The sequence below is a fragment of the Cypionkella psychrotolerans genome, assembly GCF_001294535.1.
Taxonomy (GTDB): Bacteria; Pseudomonadota; Alphaproteobacteria; order Rhodobacterales; family Rhodobacteraceae; genus Cypionkella; species Cypionkella psychrotolerans.
On record NZ_LGIC01000006.1, the window covers coordinates 75,458 to 92,476 of the forward strand.

The 17,019-nt window shown below is 61.0% G+C and carries 14 protein-coding genes; 9 read left to right on the forward strand and 5 right to left on the reverse strand.

The genetic code is table 11. From position 1 onward, the window contains the following. Positions 1–158 precede the first annotated feature (158 nt). On the reverse strand, positions 159–1,502 hold the full coding sequence (locus AKV04_RS00860; protein ID WP_054004590.1) for an NAD(P)/FAD-dependent oxidoreductase: 1,344 nt from the start codon (positions 1,500–1,502) through the stop codon (positions 159–161). Beyond that, complete coding sequence (gene argE / locus AKV04_RS00865; protein ID WP_054004716.1) at positions 1,502–2,659, reverse strand: acetylornithine deacetylase; 1,158 nt, start codon at positions 2,657–2,659, stop codon at positions 1,502–1,504. Before argE ends, AKV04_RS00860 begins: the two co-directional genes overlap by 1 nt. A 228-nt stretch (positions 2,660–2,887) precedes the next feature. On the opposite strand from argE, the gene AKV04_RS00870 reads away from it, so the two are divergent. From AKV04_RS00870 to AKV04_RS00895, 6 genes are all read left to right on the forward strand, one after another. Next, positions 2,888–3,913: an ABC transporter ATP-binding protein gene (locus tag AKV04_RS00870; RefSeq protein ID WP_054004591.1), complete on the forward strand. Its 1,026-nt coding sequence runs from the start codon at positions 2,888–2,890 to the stop codon at positions 3,911–3,913. Next, entirely contained in the window at positions 3,906–4,952 is a 1,047-nt protein-coding gene (locus tag AKV04_RS00875; protein WP_082351472.1) for an ABC transporter ATP-binding protein, read from the forward strand. Before AKV04_RS00870 ends, AKV04_RS00875 begins: the two co-directional genes overlap by 8 nt. Continuing rightward, the gene (locus AKV04_RS00880; protein WP_054004593.1) at positions 4,949–6,649 is read left to right on the forward strand and encodes a peptide ABC transporter substrate-binding protein; all 1,701 of its coding nucleotides are present in this window, start codon (positions 4,949–4,951) and stop codon (positions 6,647–6,649) included. Before AKV04_RS00875 ends, AKV04_RS00880 begins: the two co-directional genes overlap by 4 nt. A 232-nt stretch (positions 6,650–6,881) precedes the next feature. Continuing rightward, a complete protein-coding gene (locus tag AKV04_RS00885) occupies positions 6,882–7,889 on the forward strand; it encodes an ABC transporter permease (protein WP_054004594.1) in 1,008 nt (335 codons plus the stop codon). Beyond that, positions 7,882–8,793: an ABC transporter permease gene (locus AKV04_RS00890; protein ID WP_054004595.1), complete on the forward strand. Its 912-nt coding sequence runs from the start codon at positions 7,882–7,884 to the stop codon at positions 8,791–8,793. The genes AKV04_RS00885 and AKV04_RS00890 overlap by 8 nt, the downstream gene beginning before the upstream one ends. Positions 8,794–8,799: 6 nt before the next feature. Next, on the forward strand, positions 8,800–9,738 hold the full coding sequence (locus AKV04_RS00895; protein ID WP_054004596.1) for an asparaginase: 939 nt from the start codon (positions 8,800–8,802) through the stop codon (positions 9,736–9,738). Here the strand turns inward: AKV04_RS00895 and AKV04_RS00900 are convergent. The 3 genes from AKV04_RS00900 to AKV04_RS00910 form a co-directional block, all read right to left on the reverse strand. Further along, on the reverse strand, positions 9,719–10,993 hold the full coding sequence (locus AKV04_RS00900; RefSeq protein WP_054004597.1) for a DUF3422 family protein: 1,275 nt from the start codon (positions 10,991–10,993) through the stop codon (positions 9,719–9,721). The genes AKV04_RS00895 and AKV04_RS00900 overlap by 20 nt on opposite strands. 168 nt (positions 10,994–11,161) lie before the next feature. After that, positions 11,162–12,595: an NAD(P)(+) transhydrogenase (Re/Si-specific) subunit beta gene (locus AKV04_RS00905; protein WP_054004598.1), complete on the reverse strand. Its 1,434-nt coding sequence runs from the start codon at positions 12,593–12,595 to the stop codon at positions 11,162–11,164. A 12-nt stretch (positions 12,596–12,607) separates the two neighbouring features. After that, the gene (locus AKV04_RS00910) at positions 12,608–14,185 is read right to left on the reverse strand and encodes a Re/Si-specific NAD(P)(+) transhydrogenase subunit alpha (RefSeq protein ID WP_054004599.1); all 1,578 of its coding nucleotides are present in this window, start codon (positions 14,183–14,185) and stop codon (positions 12,608–12,610) included. Positions 14,186–14,578: 393 nt separating this feature from the next. Here AKV04_RS00910 and kynU point away from each other — a divergent pair, with 393 nt between their 5' ends. The 3 genes from kynU (at position 14,579) to kynA (ending at position 16,911) form a co-directional block, all read left to right on the forward strand. Next, positions 14,579–15,772 carry a kynureninase gene (gene kynU / locus AKV04_RS00915; protein WP_054004600.1) on the forward strand — a complete coding sequence of 398 codons (1,194 nt, stop codon included), beginning with the start codon at positions 14,579–14,581 and terminating at the stop codon, positions 15,770–15,772. Positions 15,773–15,789: 17 nt separating this feature from the next. Continuing rightward, positions 15,790–15,969: a hypothetical protein gene (locus AKV04_RS00920; RefSeq protein ID WP_156317286.1), complete on the forward strand. Its 180-nt coding sequence runs from the start codon at positions 15,790–15,792 to the stop codon at positions 15,967–15,969. 144 nt (positions 15,970–16,113) lie between these two features. Further along, the gene (kynA, locus tag AKV04_RS00925; RefSeq protein ID WP_054004717.1) at positions 16,114–16,911 is read left to right on the forward strand and encodes a tryptophan 2,3-dioxygenase; all 798 of its coding nucleotides are present in this window, start codon (positions 16,114–16,116) and stop codon (positions 16,909–16,911) included. Positions 16,912–17,019: the final 108 nt, after the last annotated feature.

The window sequence follows — 17,019 nt, forward strand, 5'->3', positions numbered from 1 at the left end:
GGGTAAAACCCCACCTACGCTGCTTTGGATCGGCTTTCGCGCCTCACCACGCGTGGATGCCTCCGGCGGGGATATTTAAGCCAATGTGAAATGCTAAGCCATTCATCTTGGCTTAAATATCCCCTGCGGAGCGTTCTACGCGTAAACCAGCGCGGTGCTTACAAACTCGGCCCCGGCGCGATCTTGCTGCCGTCCGAGAATCGCGACAGCCGGAAGCGCGTCAGATCGTGCACCTCGGTCTTGCCTGCCACCAGATCAGCCACCACCCGCCCCATGCCGGGGCCGATGCCAAAGCCGTGGCCGCTCATCCCTGTGGCAATCACCAGACCGGGAATCGCTGCAACCCGGTCGATGACGGGGACCACGTCGGGCATAGTGTCGATCATCCCAGCCCAGACGGCTTTCAGTTTCGGGCGACCCAATTCCGGCAGCGCTTTGGCGAAATTGTCCTGCACATCCGACAGGGCTTTCATATTCGGGCTTGGGTTCAACACCCGGAGACGTTCAAACGGTGATACCTGATCGGCCTGCCATTTGCGCCTTGTTCCCCAAGCATCCGGGTAATCTTTCGGCGCCGCCGGGCGAAATTTGGTCGAGGTGAAATCCTTTTTCAGCACTGGTATATAGGCCCACATATGCCGGAAAGCATCCGGGCCGTTGAAGAAATCATGGCTGGCCCCCGGTGCAATCGTATAGCCGCCATCCAAACGGCGGCGGAAGGCAAAGCGGTCGTCGGCCACATCACCGGCATAGACTTCGGGCATCGTCTCGGTCGCGGCCACGCTTGCCAGCACCGCCAGTTGCGGAATGGTCACGCCCTCGGCGCGCAGGAACAGCGACGACCACGCGCCGCCCGCCACCACCACCTGATCGCAGGCGATGCGGCCCTTTTCGGTATAAACCCCGGTAATCCGCCCGCCAGCCCGGTCCAGACGCCGCACGGCGCAATCCTCGATCAGCACCGCGCCGCGCGCGACAGCACCTTCCGCCAGCATTGGCACCGCCACCCAAGGCTCGGCCCGCGCATCGGAGGGCGTCAGCAAGCCGCCAACCCATGGCGCTTCGGCACCTTTGATCGCCGCTTGCACCTGCCCCGGCGTCTGCATCATGGTGTCCAGACCGTGGGCTTTGGCATGAATAAGCCAATCGGCAAAGCCCTGCATTTCGGCCTCGGATCGGGCGAGATACATCACCCCTTCCTGTCGAAACCCCAAGCCCGCGCCGAACTCTTGCGACAGGGATTTCCAGATCCGCAGCGATTCGATCATGATCGGCAACTCGCCCAGATCGCGGCCTTGCTGCCTGATCCAACCCCAGTTGCGGCTGCTTTGCTCGCCGGCAATCCGGCCCTTTTCGCAGAGCACAACCTTCAATCCGGCCTCGGCCAGATGCCACGCCGTCATGACGCCAATCACACCACCGCCCAGCACCACCACATCGCAGGCGGCGGGTAACGCACTGGTGAAGCGCGGTTTATTGGCCTCGGAAATCGGAAATCGCATCAGGCGAGTTCCTTCAACAGGCCCTGCATAAAGCGCAATCCGGCGTCCCATTCCGACAGTTCCAGATATTCATCGACCTGATGCGCTTGCGCGATATCGCCGGGGCCGCAGACCACCGCCGAATAGCCCGCCTCTTGGAATTGCCCGGCCTCAGTGCCGTAAGATACCACGCCAGTGCTGTTATCACCCGTGAGTTGCCGCACCAGATGTTCGGCAGCGCCGTCGATTTCAGGTTTCAACCCCGGCACGCCGAAAAACTTTTCCAGATGCACGCCAGCTTCGGGCCGCACGGCTTTCAGCGCTGCGTCCAAGCGGGCGGCTTCGGTCTCAAACTCAGCCGCCAACGCGTCAATATCCTCACCAGGAACCACCCGCATCTCGACGGCAAATGTGCAATCGCCAGCCGTGATGTTATGCGCGGTGCCGCCTGCAATCATGCCGACATGCAACGTGGTGAACGGCGGATAGAAGGTCGCAGCTACGGCGGAGGCCGGGCGGGCCTGAATTTCAGCGTTCTTGGCATTGACCCAAGCGATCAGCCGCGCGCCCTCCATAATCGCCGAGACGCCGTAAGGCAGCAGCGAGGAATGCACCTCAAACCCCTTCACATGCACATGATAGCCAGTGCCGCCCTTGTGGCCGTGGATCAGCTTCATGCCGGAAGGCTCGCCGATCACCGCAGCTGAGGCTTGCGGCAACACGCCCTGCATCGCGGCGATCATCGGCGGAGCGCCGGTGCAGCCGAGTTCCTCGTCATAAGACAGCGCCAGTTGCAAAGGACGGCTGACCCCTTGCTTGTGCGCCCGCACCAAAGCCCAGACCGATTGCGCCACATAGCCCTTCATGTCGCAGGTGCCGCGCCCGTAAAGCCGCCCGCCGCGTTCCGTCACCACCCAAGGGTCCGACGACCACGCCTGACCATCCACCGGAACCACATCGGAATGGCCCGACAGTACCACGCCGCCCGCTTCCCACGGCCCGACATGCGCGAACAAGGCGGCTTTCGTGCGATCTTCATTCCAATGCCGATGCGAGGCGATGTCATGGCTGGCGAGATAGCCTTCCAGCCAATCAATCAGATCGAGATTGCTGCCGCGACTCACCGTCGGGAAGCCGACGAGGTGGTCCAGCACTTGACGCGGCGTCAGTTCGATCATTTCTAGCCCCCATATGTTGTGGGCGAAGGTGGCCTTGGCCACCGCCCCTGTCAATCCCAGCAAAATGCCGTCCAAACGCTACAAATCGCCGGAAAAACAATCTGTATCGCGGCGAAAATTCAGGATTGATAGCTAAGACGAAATCGTCAAGACTTGGCGTTACAACTGGGGCGGCAGCGACTGACCCCGGACAAAAATAAAGAATAACAACGACCTGGGGAGTTACATATGCCCGATAGGGCCGCGCCCGTCCTTGATGTGAAGGGGCTGAAAACCGTATTCCGCACCCGTGGAGGCGAGATTCACGCCGTCAATGATGTCAGCTTCCATTTGGAACGCGGTGAACTTTTGGGCGTTGTCGGCGAAAGTGGTTCTGGCAAGTCAGTGACCATGATGTCGCTGATCGGTTTGCTGCCCTCGCCGCCCGCAGAAATCCGCTCAGGCTCGGTGATGTTGGGCGATCTTGATCTGCTAAAGATCACGCCGGAGCAGCTGCGCAATGTGCGCGGCGACAAGGTGGGCTTTATCTTTCAAGACCCGATGACCAGCCTGAACCCGGTGTTCAACATCGGCTTTCAGATTGCCGAACCCCTGCGCCGCCACATGGGCATGAACAAAGCGCAGGCCAAGGCGCGGGCGGTGGAGCTGTTGGAACTGGTCGGTATCCCCGATGCCGCCAAGCGGTTGGGCGATTATCCGCATCAGTTTTCCGGTGGGATGCGGCAGCGGGTGATGATCGCGATTGCTTTGGCCTGCGATCCTGACGTTTTGATCGCGGATGAGCCGACCACAGCGCTGGATGTAACCATTCAGGCGCAGATCCTTGAATTGGTGAAGGAGTTGCGGGTTAAACTCGGCATGGCGATCATCTGGATCACCCATGATCTGGGGGTGATCGCCGCCATCGCTGATCGGGTGATGGTGATGTACGGCGGCCAGATCGTCGAGCAGGCCCCGGTGAAAGACCTGTTTGCCAACCCGCAGCACCCCTACACGCGGGCGCTTTTGAAAACCATTCCGTCGCTGACCGGCGTGCGCGAAAAGCGGTTGCAGGTGATCGAAGGCCAGCCGCCGATCATGACCACCGCCCCCAGTGCATGCGCTTTCCGTGCCCGCTGCACCCATGCCTTTGACCGCTGTGAGGTGGAAAACCCCAAGCGCCACGGCATTGACCGGCTGCCCTTGGGCCAAGGCCATGATGTCGCCTGCCATTGGGTCGCAGCACCCGTCTCAGCGGAGACTGCCCATGTTTGATGCCGCTACCGCACCGCTGGTTCAGGTTGACGGACTAAAGATGTATTTCCCGATCTATTCCGGCATCCTGCGCCGCCACACCGGCAATGTGAAAGCGGTGGATGGCGTGTCGTTCGACATTCAGGCCGGCGAGACGCTTGGCCTAGTGGGCGAATCTGGCTGCGGTAAATCTACCGTGGGCCGGGCGCTTTTGCGGCTCTATGAGCCAACCGCGGGCGCTGTGGTGATTGAGGGCGAGGATATTGCCAAGCTTACGCCGGAAGCTTTGCGCCGCAAACGGCCAACGATGCAGATGGTGTTTCAAGATCCCCAGGCCAGCCTGAACCCCCGGATGACTTTGGCCGATATTATCTCGGAACCCTTGATCGAGCATACCAATTGGAACGCCGACCGCCGCCTTGAACGGGTCTATGAGTTGATGGATGCCGTCGGGTTGAACCGCCGTTTCGCCAACCGCTTCCCGCATGAATTCTCCGGCGGGCAGCGTCAGCGCATCGGTATCGCCCGAGCTTTGGCCTTGAACCCGAAGTTTATCGTCTGCGATGAACCCATCGCCGCGCTGGATGTGTCGATCCAAGCGCAGGTGGTCAACCTGTTGGAAGATCTACAAGAAAAGCTTGGGCTGACCTATCTGTTCATCAGCCACGACCTTTCCATGGTCCGCCATATCGCCGACCGGGTGGCGGTGATGTATCTGGGCCGCATCGCCGAACTTAGCCCCCGCGATGCCTTGTTCGCCAAGCCGCTGCACCCCTATGCCGAGGCTTTGCTGTCAGCGGTGAATGAACCTGATCCTTCGCTGGCCCGCCGTCCCCGCATTATCCTCAAAGGTGATGTGCCCTCGCCAGCTCGGCCCCCGAAAGGCTGCAACTTTTCCACCCGTTGCCCAAAAGCCTTCGCGCGCTGCCATGAAGAAAAACCCGAATTGCAAGAGGTTGAACCGGGCCGCCACGTCGCCTGCTTCCTCTACGCCAGCCAAACCGGATCAACCGGAACACTTGAGGCCAAAGAGCACATTCAACAAGGAGAGTATAAATGAAGCTGAAAACAGCCCTTCTCGGGGCGGCCTGCGCGCTGTCTTTCGCGCCCGCCGCTTTCGCAGATCGTGGCACCGATGGCGAGGTGAAGTTCACCTTCCCGCAGGCGGTCTCGATCATGAACCCGTTCCTGTCCTCGGGCACCAAGGACGTCTATGCGGCCTCTCTGGTGCTGGAGCCGCTGGCGGGCTTTGACGCCGATGGCGTTATCATCCCGAAACTTGTTACCGAAATCCCAACACTGGAAAACGGCGGCATCTCGGCCGATCTGACCAGCATCACTTGGAAGCTGCTGCCCGATCTGAAATGGTCGGATGGCTCGCCCGTCACCGCCGATGACGCCGTGTTCACCGCGGCTTACTGCATGGACCCGGCAGGCGGCTGCGCGCAGCTTTCCAAGTTCGATGGCGTGGCGAAGGTTGAGGCTGTCGATGCCTCGACCGTGAAAGTTACCTTCACCGGGCCAAAACCGAACCCCTACACCGCTTTCGTGGGCGCGCTGTCGCCGATCCTGCAAAAGGCACAATTCGCGGCCTGCCAAGGTGCTGCTGCCCCGACCTGCACCGATCCGAACAACATGCCCATCGGCACCGGCCCGTTCAAAGTCACCGGCTTTACCGTCAATGACACCGTGACCTTGGCGATGAACGAAAACTACCGCGATCCGGCGAAACCGGCGTTTGCTTCCGCTGTGATCAAAGGCGGCGGCGATGCTGAAGGTTCGGCACGCGCCGTGATGGAAACCGGCGAGTTCGACTACGCCTGGAACACGCAAATTCCGCCCGACAGCCAAGCCTCGATGACCGCCGCTGGTAAAGGTGAGTTCGTGGTGGCCTTCGGCACGCTTGTCGAGCGCATCGAGATGAACATGACCGACCCCGATCCGGCATTGCCGGAGGGCGAGCGTGCGACCGCAAAGCACCCCCACCCGATCCTGTCCGATATCAAGGTGCGCACCGCTTTGTCGAAAGCCATCGACCGTCAGATCCTGTCGGATGTAGGCTATGGCGCAGGCGGCAAGCCGACCTGCAACGTGGTCCCCGCGCCGGACGCTTGGGCCTCGGACAACACCGGTTGCATCGCGCAGGATATGGAAGGCGCGAAGAAACTGCTGGATGAGGCAGGCTGGGTTCCCGGTGCCGATGGCATCCGTGAGAAAGACGGCAAGAAGCTGCACATCCTCTATCAATCCACCGTCAACCCGATCCGCCAAGACTTCCAAGCCTTGGTCAAAGACTGGTGGACCGAGCTGGGTGTGGATGTTGAGCTGAAAGCCATCGACCCGTCGGTGTTCTTCGGCGGTGATGCAGGCTCGCCCGACACGTTCCAGAAGTTCTATGCCGATGTTGAGATGTATGCCAACAACTCGGACGGCACCGATCCGGAAACCTATCTCTCGCAATACCAATGCGTGAACGCGCCTTCGCCTGAGAACCAATGGCAGGGTGAGAACATGAACCGCTACTGTGACCCGGCCTATGATGCCAAGGTCAAGGTTCTGACCACCACGGTTGATGTGGCCGAGCGTCAGAAAATCGCCAAGGAACTCAACGACATGGTGACGAAAGACTCGATGACCGTGATCCCGTTGGTGCACCGCGGCACCTTGTCGGCCCATTCCAACACCCTTGGCGGCGTGAAAATCAACGCTTGGGATTCGGAAATGTGGAACGTCGCAGACTGGTTCCGCGTGAAGTGATCTGAAATCGGCGGGGCCTGTGATTGGCCCCGTCCCCTTCGGGCATGTGCTGCGAACCCCGCTGCGTTCTCGATGGCCTCACCCCTTACCCCCTCTCCACCGCCCTCGCTGTCCTCCACCTGCTCGTTCCACCCCTCTCAGCGCTTTCCCTTTCGCGAGCACCCTCACCCCCTACCCCTCTCCTCCACCCTCACCCCCTCCCCCCAAGATCTGACCAAAGGCGTCGCCGCGTATGCTCACCTTCACGCTCCGCAGGTTATTACTGGCCATCCCGACGCTTTTCGTCATCTCTTTGGTGATCTTTCTGCTGGTCGATCTCGCCCCCGGCTCGCCGATGTCGGAAATCCCGCTGACCGTCCCGCCCGACGTGCGCCGCAAAATGATTGAGGCTTTGGGCGCAGATCAGCCCGTGTTCGTGCGCTATGTGCTGTGGCTGCGGCAGTTCTTTTGGGTGGAACCTGCCACTTTGTTCGACGGTTGGTTCGGCACCAACTGGGCGGGCGGTGAGCAGCGCATCCTGTCATGGCAATCGCGCGCGCCGGTGTTCACCATCATCGGTCAGCGTATCCCGCAGACCCTGACCGTGATCGGCACCGCTTATCTTGTCGGCATTCTGATCGCTCTGCCGATCGGCATCTATTCTGCCTACCGTCAATATTCGCTGTTCGACCAGTTGGGCACGCTGTTCGCGATGATTGGCTTTTCGGTGCCGACGTTCTTTTCCGGCACCCTGATCATCATCATCTTCGCCGTCACTTTGGGCTGGTTTCCGACCAAGTATGACACCAACCTGCATGTCACTGACTGGGCGAGTTTCGTCAAGCAACTGCAACAAATGGCGATGCCGGTGATGACTTTGGGTCTGGCGAATGCCGCCGTGATCAGCCGCTATATGCGATCATCTATGCTCGACAATATGGGGATGGATTACGTCCGCACTGCGCGGGCCAAGGGCATGTCTGAACGCGTCGTGGTGCTGAAACATGTGCTGCGCAACTCGATGATCCCGGTGGTCACGGTGATCGCTTTGGGCATCCCCTCGATTTTCGGCGGCGCGATTATCACCGAAAACCTATTCGGCGTGAATGGCATCGGCGCCGCGCTGATCGGCGCGATCCATGCCTCTGACCTGCCAATGGTGCAAACCCTCGCCTTCATCTTCGCCGTGCTGATCGTCAGCTTCAACCTGATTGCCGATGTGCTTTACGGCTTGCTCGACCCAAGGATTCGCTATGACTGAGGTGATCACCGCCATCGAGAAACCCGAAAGTGCGCTGCGCGCGATCTGGCACCAATTTCGCACCCACAAGGGCGCGGTGTTCGGCCTTATCGTGCTGTCCTTGCTGATCATCGCCGTGGTGATCGGCCCCTACCTGTGGCACCCCGAGAAGCTGACGGTGGTTGAGGCGCTGAAATCCAAGAACAAGGGCCCCAGCCTGCGCTTCCCGCTTGGCACCGATCAGTTAGGCCGCGACATGCTGCAACGGATGATTGCAGCGGGCAAAGTGTCGTTGGCCGTGGGCTTTGTCGCCATGATGATCGCCATCATTTTCGGCACCTTGATCGGCGTGCTGGCAGGCTACTACCGCCGCTTGGACGGCCCGCTGATGCGGCTGACGGATATGTTTCTGGCCCTGCCCTTGGTGCCGCTGCTACTGGTGATCATGATGCTGTTCCGCGACCGCACCGCGAGCATCCTTGGCCCGGAACTCGGCGCGTTTACCCTGATCGTGTTCGCCATCGGCATCACCTCATGGATGCAAGCCGCCCGCATCGTGCGCGGCGAGGTGTTGGCGCTGAAGGAACGCGAATATGTCCTCGCCGCGCGCTCCATCGGTTCGGCTTCAAGACGCATCATCACAAGGCACATCCTGCCCAACGTCGTCTCGCCGGTGATGGTCGCCGCCACCTTGGGCATTGCTGAGGCAATCATCACCGAATCCGTACTGTCCTTCCTTGGCCTTGGCTTCCCGCCAGATTTCCCAACATGGGGCCGGTTGCTGTTCGATGGGCTCAGCTACATGCAGGTCTACCCCGAGCGGGTGATCTGGCCCGGCCTTGCGATCTCGTTGACGGTGCTCTCGGTGAACTATATCGGAGACGGATTGCGCGACGCTTTGGACCCGCGCATCCGGGGGCGCTGATATTCTATGAAGTTACTGTTGATCCACACTGGCGGCACCATTGGCATGGTGGCGACGCCGACAGGTTTCGCGCCCGCTGAAGGCGTGATTGAGGCCGCCTTGGCCGATCTGGGCGCAAGCCATGTCACGCTGCTGCCCTTGCTGCCGCTGATTGATTCTTCGCAAGCGACGCCCGCCGATTGGAACCGCATCGCGGCAGCGATCTTCGACAATCACAGCGATTACAATGGCTTCATCGTCACCCATGGAACGGATACGCTTGCTTTCACCGCAAGCGCTTTGTGCTTTGCACTGGCAGGCCTGAAACGCCCGGTGATCCTGACCGGGGCGATGCGCCCGCTGACGGTGGAGAAATCGGACGGGGTGCAGAACCTGTCCGACGCGCTGAAAGCCGCCGAAACCGCCCCGCCCGGCATCTGGGTGCAGTTCTCAGGCCAACTGCTGCACGGCACGAGGGTACGCAAAGCCCATAGCTCTGCGCTGGATGCTTTCACCGCCAGCCGCAGCGCGGTCCCGCCGCTGCAACCCGGCAAAACCCCCAGCTTCACCGCCTACAAGCCCGCCGAGATCGGCATTCTCAGCATGGCCCCCGGCCAGTCCGAAGCGTACCTCGCCCATGCCCTAACCACCCTCGATGCCGTGGTGCTGCGGGTGTTCGGCGCGGGCACCATTCCCGAAACCCCCGCCCTGCGCGCAGGCCTACTCGCCGCGCAAGCCCGCAACACGCCCGTAATCGCGATCAGCCAATCCCCCAAGGGCGGCATCGCTTTGGGCACCTATGCCGCTGGAAATCTGCTGCTGGAGGCGGGTGTGATCGACGGCCGCGATATGACCCCCGAGGCCGCCTATACCAAACTTGCACATGTGCTGAGCCTGCCTGCAGACCAGCGCCAAGCCGCCCTCGCCCGCACGCTCTGCGGTGAGGTCAGTGCATCCCGGCCTTGATCCGCCGAAGCGCGCCCCACACGCCCAGCACCACCAAGGGCGTCAGCACCGCCATCGCGACGCCTTTGGACACTGCAAGCCCCTCGATCAGCGGATAGGCGACATAACCCGCCAAAGACACCGCGTAATAGCTGATCGCCACCACCGACAGCCCCTCGACGGTGTGCTGCAAGCGCAGGGCCAGATCCGCGCGCCTATCCATGCTTTCCAGCAGCTTCTGGTTCTGCGCCGAACGCTCGACATCGACCCGCGTGCGCAGCAATTCCGCCGCCCGTTGCGCCCGCTCCGCCATCGAGCCCAGCCGCGCCTCGGCAGATTTCACCGTCCGCATCGCCGGATCATAGCGCCGCATCATGAACTCGCCAAAGGTTTGCCGTCCCTGCACGCGCTCCTCACGCAGGGCCGAAATCCGCTGGTTCACAATCGCCTCATAGGCCCCGGTCGCGCCGAACCGGAAGCTATGCTGCACCGCCAGAGACTCCAATTCCGCCGAAATCGCCAGCAATTCATGCAAAGCCGCTTCCGCAGGCCGCGACACCCCGTCCAAGCCTGAAACCAAAGCTGACAGCCGTGGATCCAAAGCGTTCAGCCGCCCCGTCAGCCCGCGCGCCCGCATCAGCCCCAGCATCGACATGGCGCGATAGGTCTCAACCTCGCACAAACGCTGCACAATCCGGCCAATCCGCCGCGCACCTGCCTCGGGGCGCACGAACACCGCAAAGCGCATGTTGCCCGCCGGATCAATCCGAAAATCCCCGGCGATCAGCGCAGCACCATCCACCACCCGTGCCACCGCAAGGCTTTCGGGCACGAACCATTCCTCTAGCTTGGCGAGCATGGCGGCCTCGTCCTCCATTATCTCCACCCGGATCAGCACCGCCGCCACCCGCTTGCCGGGGGCCGCCTCAACCCAATCCTCAGGAAAAACCTCCATCTCGGCAGGGTCAAACGCCCGCGCCGACAGCACCGGCGTGAAGGCGGAATAGGTGACGAACTCGGTATGGCTCTCCCATTTCACATCCGCCCGCCCCAAAGGCCCCGAGAAATGCGTCGCATCGGGCTGCGGATGCGCCGATCCATTGCGGTCCAGCAGGGCGAGCAAATGCGCACGGTCTGCCCCCCGGTCGCGGTTTTGCGCCTCAACGGGTTCCTTGATCGCGATATAGGCCGCCACACAGGGGGCAGCCAATGCCGGGAAAGGACGCGCGTGCAACTCGTTGACCAAAGCATAGCGCAGGGGGTGATCGGTGGTCATAGTTAAGCCTTACGTCAGTAGAGGTGACCCATTTGGGCGCGTCCGCGCCACGAGGGCCAGCATTTTCGCAGAATACCGGGGTATGCACCCACGCTGTTGCAGAAAAGCAAAACCCCGGCACAAAGGCCGGGGCTTCATGGGTAGGGTGCGTGCTTGCACGCACCTTGCTCAATCAATCATCGGCAACAACGCGTCCAACGACTTCTTCGCATCACCATAGAACATCCGGGTGTTCTCTTTATAGAACAATGGGTTCTCGATCCCCGAATAGCCGGTGCCTTGGCCCCGCTTGCTGACAAACACCTGCTTTGCCTTCCAGCATTCCAACACCGGCATCCCGGCGATGGGGCTATTGGGATCTTCCTGCGCCGCCGGGTTAACGATGTCATTCGAGCCAATCACGATCGCCACATCCGTCGTCGGGAAATCCTCGTTGATCTCGTCCATCTCCATGACGATATCGTAAGGCACCTTCGCTTCGGCCAAGAGCACGTTCATATGCCCCGGCAAACGCCCCGCAACCGGGTGAATGGCAAAGCGCACGGTCTTGCCCGCCGCCCGCAGCTTCCGCGTCAACTCGCTGACCGATTGCTGCGCCTGCGCCACCGCCATGCCGTACCCCGGAATGATGATAATGCTGTCCGCATCGTTCAAAGCCGCCGCAACCCCTTCGGCATCAATCGCCACCTGTTCGCCGGTGACTTCCATCGCCGGGCCCGTGGTGCCGCCAAAGCCGCCCAAGATCACCGAAATGAACGAACGGTTCATCGCTTTACACATGATATAGCTTAGAATTGCACCAGATGAGCCCACCAGCGCGCCCACCACGATCAGCAAATCGTTCGACAGCGAGAACCCAATCGCCGCCGCCGCCCAACCTGAATAGCTGTTCAGCATCGACACCACGACCGGCATATCCGCGCCGCCGATGCCCATGATCAGATGATACCCGATGAACAGTGCCGCCACGGTCATGCCCAGCAGCGCCAAGGTCGATCCGGTTTGCAGATACACCACCAGCAGCACCAGCGACACAATCGCCGCCGTCGCATTCAGCAAATGCCCGCCCGGCAGCTTTTTCGCCTTGCCGTCAACCTTGCCCGCCAGCTTGCCAAAGGCGACCACCGAGCCGGTAAACGTCACCGCCCCGATGAACACGCCCAAGAACGTTTCCACCCGCAGGATCGACACCTCGACCCCGGATTTATGCGCGATGACCGCCGCAAAACCATCCAGCAACGCCCGTGCAGCCTCATCCAAGCCACCAACCCGCACCATCTCGATATGGGTGTTATAGCCGATGAACACCGCAGCCAAACCAACCAGCGAGTGCATCGCGGCGACCAACTGCGGCATCTCGGTCATCTGCACGCGCTGCGCGACAACCCAGCCAATTGCACCGCCTGCTGCAATCATAACCAGCGAAATCAACCAGTTACTCGCCCCCGGCCCATACAAAGTCGCTGCAACCGCCAGCGCCATGCCGACGATGCCGTACCAGACCGCGCGCTTCGCACTCTCCTGCCCCGACAACCCGCCGAGCGATTGAATGAACAAAACGGCTGCGACCACATAGGCCGCCGTGGTGAATCCATATTCCATATGCCCGCTCCCTTACGACTTCTGGAACATGGCAAGCATGCGCCGGGTGACCATAAAGCCACCGAAAATGTTGATCCCCGCCATGAACACCGCAAGCGCCGCCAGCACCATCACCAGCCAACTGCCTGAGCCGATCTGCATCAGCGCGCCCAAGATGATGATCGAGGAAATCGCATTGGTGATCGCCATCAGCGGCGTGTGCAAAGAATGGCTGACGTTCCAGATTACCTGTACGCCGACATAAACCGACAGCACGAACACGATAAAATGCGACATGAACGCCGCAGGCGCATAAAGCCCCGCGAGCAGGATCAACCCGCCGCCGATCACCAACATCCCAACCTGACTACGGGTCTGCGCCTTGAACGCCACCACCTCTGCGGCGCGCTTTTCGTCATGGGTCAATTCCTTGACCTTTTCCTTCGGCTTTTGCACCGCAATCGCCGCGATTTTCGGCGGCGGTGGCGGGAAGGTGATCTCGTGATCTTTGGCGACGGTCGCGCCCCGGATCACGTCATCACCCATATTGTGATCAATCACACCGTCTTTCTTTGGTGTAAGATCGGTCAGCATGTGCCTGATATTGGTGGAATAAAGCGTCGAGGCCTGTGCCGCCATCCGGCTGGGGAAATCGGTGTAGCCAACAATCGTCACACCGTTATCCGACACGATCTTCTGATCCATCACCGTCAGATCGCAGTTGCCGCCCCGCTCGGCGGCCAAATCCATCACGACCGAACCCGGCTTCATCATCGCCACCATATCGGCGGTCCACAGCTTCGGCGCGGGCCGTCCTGGGATCAGCGCGGTGGTGATCACGATGTCCATCTCGGGGGCCAACTCGCGGAACTTCGCCAGTTGCTTGGCCGCAAAGGCCGGGCTAGAGGGCGCCGCGTAACCGCCCGTCGCAGCCCCATCGGGCAATTCGCTGGCATCAAACTCCAGATACACAAAAGACGCGCCCATCGACTCGATCTGCTCGGCCACTTCTGGGCGCACGTCAAACGCATGCACAATCGCGCCCAAAGACACCGAGGTGCCAATCGCCGCCAACCCCGCCACGCCCGCGCCCACAACCAGCACCTTCGCCGGGGGAACCTTGCCCGCCGCCGTCACCTGCCCGGTGAAAAACCGCCCGAAGTTCGATCCCGCCTCAATCACCGCGCGATAACCCGCGATATTCGCCATCGACGACAAAGCGTCCATCTTCTGCGCGCGGCTGATCCGCGGCACCATATCCATCGCCACCACGGTCGCGCCGCGCGCCTTGACGATTTCCAGCAACTCCGGGTTCTGTGCAGGCCAGAACATCGAGATCAACGTCTGGCCTTCCCGCAAAGCCTGCGCCTCGGCAACTTCCGGCCCACGCACCTTCACCAGCACGTCGGCGGCGGCAACCACATCGGCAGCCGAGGCGAGCACCTCAACCCCTGCCTTGGCATAAAGCGCGTCGGAAAACCCCGCCTTCGTCCCCGCCCCGGCCTGAATGACGCAAGTATGCCCCAGTTTCACCAGTTGCAGCGCCGAATCCGGGGTCATCGCCACCCGGTTCTCGCCTGCAAAAATCTCGCTCAACGCACCTATTTTCACTGTGTTCCCCCGTAGTTTGCGCGGTTCAAGGAGCAACCGTGACCGCCAAATCCCCGCCGAGCCTTAACATTGAAGTTCAAGAGTTCAACGCCTGATTGCCGCTTCCGGCGAAAAACCTGTCGGCAATAAGCGATTGCGGCGCGAAAACCCACAGCGGCGACGGCGCAAAGGTCGATTTTTCCGCATCAAGACAGAAGCACAGACATTTTTCCCGAATGCGGTTATGTCGGCAATATCAACGGCATAGGCCTTAGAATCATTGATAGCGCAAACATGGACGTTTCCTCGTGCTGCGCATCTCCCCGCAAATCATTTCAAGCTTGAAATTTTAACCATCCTCGGCTATTGCCTCGCGCAAAGCAAACCTGCAACCTGCTCGAAACAGAGGCCGCCATGACCGATTTCGCCACCACCAAAGCCCAGTTCCAGCTGCCTGCGGGCATGATCTATCTGGACGGCAACTCGCTGGGCCCCCTGCCGCGCGCAACCGCCGCTCGGGTGGCGCAGACGGTCGAGGCTGAATGGGGCGATTTGCTGATCACCGCTTGGAACAAGGCGGCGTGGATGGACAAACCGATGCGCGTCGGCGACCGCATTGCGCGGCTGATCGGGGCCGAGGCTGGCCATGTGGTGATGGGCGACACTTTGTCGATCAAGGTCTATCAGGCGCTTGCCTCGTGTTTGGAGATGAACCCGACCCGGAAAGTGATCCTGTCCGACACCGGCAACTTCCCCTCTGATCTCTACATGGCCGAGGGGCTCTGCCGCACCTTGGGCAACGGCTACACGCTGAAAACCGTCGCCCCCGAGGACGTTCTGGACGCAATCGACGACAGCGTGGCCGTCACCATGATCACCGAAGTCGATTACCGCACCGGACGCCGTCACGACATGGCCGCGATCACCGCCCGCGCCCACCAGCATGGCGCGCTCACCATCTGGGATCTGGCGCACTCCGCAGGGGCCTTCCAAGTCGAACTGGCCAAATGCAACGCCGACTTCGCGGTCGGCTGCACCTATAAATACCTCAACTCCGGCCCCGGCGGCCCGGCGTTTATCTACGTCGCCCCCCGCCATGCCGATACCGCCCGCCCGGCGCTTTCGGGCTGGCAAGGCCACGCCGCGCCCTTCGCCTTCGATCTCGACTACCGCCCCGCAACCGGGGCCGAACGGATGCGCGTCGGCACCCCGCCGATCCTGCAACTGGCAGCGCTAGAGGCCTCGCTGGATATCTGGGACACGGTGGATATGCAGGACCTGCGGGCAGCCTCTCTCAAACTACAAGACCAATACATCGCAGGCATTGAAGCCGCCTGCCCCAGCCTGACCCTCGCCACGCCCCGCAACCACCAAGATCGCGGTAGCCAAGTCTCGTTCCGTCACCCCGAAGGCTACGCCATCATGCAAGCCATGATTGCCCGCGGCGTGATCGGCGATTTCCGCGCCCCCGACATCATCCGCTGCGGCTTCACACCCTTGTTCATTGACGCCGCCGACGTTGAAAAGGCGATCAAAATCATCGCCGACATCATGCAAAACAACCTCTGGGACCGCCCAGACTACAAAACCCGCGCGAAAGTCACCTGATGCCTTCGGCTTTCATCTTGGCAAAAATATCCCCGCCGGAGGCTCCTCGGCCCATCGCCGAAGCCTCCGGCGGGGATATTTTGACCAATGTGAAAGCCACAAGTGCAGCCCTCTGCCGCCCCGCTGGCTGGATCGCCCAGTGGCGCACCATTGGCAATCTTTCGGTGCTGAACTGCCAAACTCATTCCTGCGCCTGACGCCCCATTCGGGGAAAACCCAAATGACAGGAGAGAATGACCATGACCCCCAATCCAAAATCTGGCGATCCCAAATCCACCGACGAAAAATCCGGCTGCCCGATACACGCGGCCCCCTACAACCCGGCAACCGAAGGCGCGCAAATGTCGTTCGACGGCCGGATGTCCTACGGCGACTATCTGCACATCGACCAGATCCTATCCGCCCAGCGGCAACTCACCCCGGCGCATGACGAGATGTTGTTCATCATCCAGCACCAAACCTCCGAGCTCTGGATGAAGCTGGCGCTGCACGAGTTGAACGCCGCCCGCCAAACCATCGCCGCAGGCCGCGCGCCGGAAGCGTTCAAGATGCTCGCCCGGATTTCCCGGATTTTTGAGCAGTTGAACAACGCCTGGGACGTGCTGCGCACCATGACGCCGTCGGATTACACCACGTTCCGCGAAGGTTTGGGGCAGTCGTCGGGGTTTCAGAGCTGGCAATACCGCCTGATCGAATACGCCGTCGGCAACCGCAACCTGGCGATGCTGAAACCGCACGCCCACCGCGCCGACCTCACCGCCCTGTTGGAAGCCGAACTCGCCCGCCCCAGCCTGTACGACGAAGCCCTGCGCCACCTCGCTCGCGCGGGCCTGCCGGTGCCCGAAGACGTGCTGAACCGCGATCTGCGCCAGCCTTGGGTGGTGCATGAAGGTGTGCAGCGGGTGTGGGAAACCGTCTACCGCGATCCCACGCAATACTGGCAGGCCTATGAACTGGCCGAGAAACTGGTCGATTTCGAAGATTATTTCCGCCGCTGGCGCTTCAATCATGTGACCACGGTTGAACGCGTCATCGGGTTGAAACGCGGTACAGGTGGAACTGGCGGCGTGAGTTACCTGCGCCGGATGCTGGATGTAGAGCTGTTCCCCGAACTCTGGCATCTGCGCACGACTCTGTAACGGCGCACCATATGCTCGAGCCTGTGGCGCGGCCCTGATGCAAGCAATCCCACGACCTTGTGATTATACATATATTGGAAACAAGGGCTTTGACCTTGCTTTTCAGCT

Bases quoted from the DNA above. Each gene is read 5' to 3' on its own strand.
- AKV04_RS00860 (WP_054004590.1), bottom strand. From the start codon at position 1,502: ATGCGATTTCCGATTTCCGAGGCCAATAAACCGCGCTTCACCAGTGCG.
- argE (WP_054004716.1), bottom strand. From the start codon at position 2,659: ATGATCGAACTGACGCCGCGTCAAGTGCTGGACCACCTCGTCGGCTTC.
- AKV04_RS00870 (WP_054004591.1), top strand. From the start codon at position 2,888: ATGCCCGATAGGGCCGCGCCCGTCCTTGATGTGAAGGGGCTGAAAACC.
- AKV04_RS00875 (WP_082351472.1), top strand. From the start codon at position 3,906: ATGTTTGATGCCGCTACCGCACCGCTGGTTCAGGTTGACGGACTAAAG.
- AKV04_RS00880 (WP_054004593.1), top strand. From the start codon at position 4,949: ATGAAGCTGAAAACAGCCCTTCTCGGGGCGGCCTGCGCGCTGTCTTTC.
- AKV04_RS00885 (WP_054004594.1), top strand. From the start codon at position 6,882: ATGCTCACCTTCACGCTCCGCAGGTTATTACTGGCCATCCCGACGCTT.
- AKV04_RS00890 (WP_054004595.1), top strand. From the start codon at position 7,882: ATGACTGAGGTGATCACCGCCATCGAGAAACCCGAAAGTGCGCTGCGC.
- AKV04_RS00895 (WP_054004596.1), top strand. From the start codon at position 8,800: ATGAAGTTACTGTTGATCCACACTGGCGGCACCATTGGCATGGTGGCG.
- AKV04_RS00900 (WP_054004597.1), bottom strand. From the start codon at position 10,993: ATGACCACCGATCACCCCCTGCGCTATGCTTTGGTCAACGAGTTGCAC.
- AKV04_RS00905 (WP_054004598.1), bottom strand. From the start codon at position 12,595: ATGGAATATGGATTCACCACGGCGGCCTATGTGGTCGCAGCCGTTTTG.
- kynU (WP_054004600.1), top strand. From the start codon at position 14,579: ATGACCGATTTCGCCACCACCAAAGCCCAGTTCCAGCTGCCTGCGGGC.
- kynA (WP_054004717.1), top strand. From the start codon at position 16,114: ATGTCGTTCGACGGCCGGATGTCCTACGGCGACTATCTGCACATCGAC.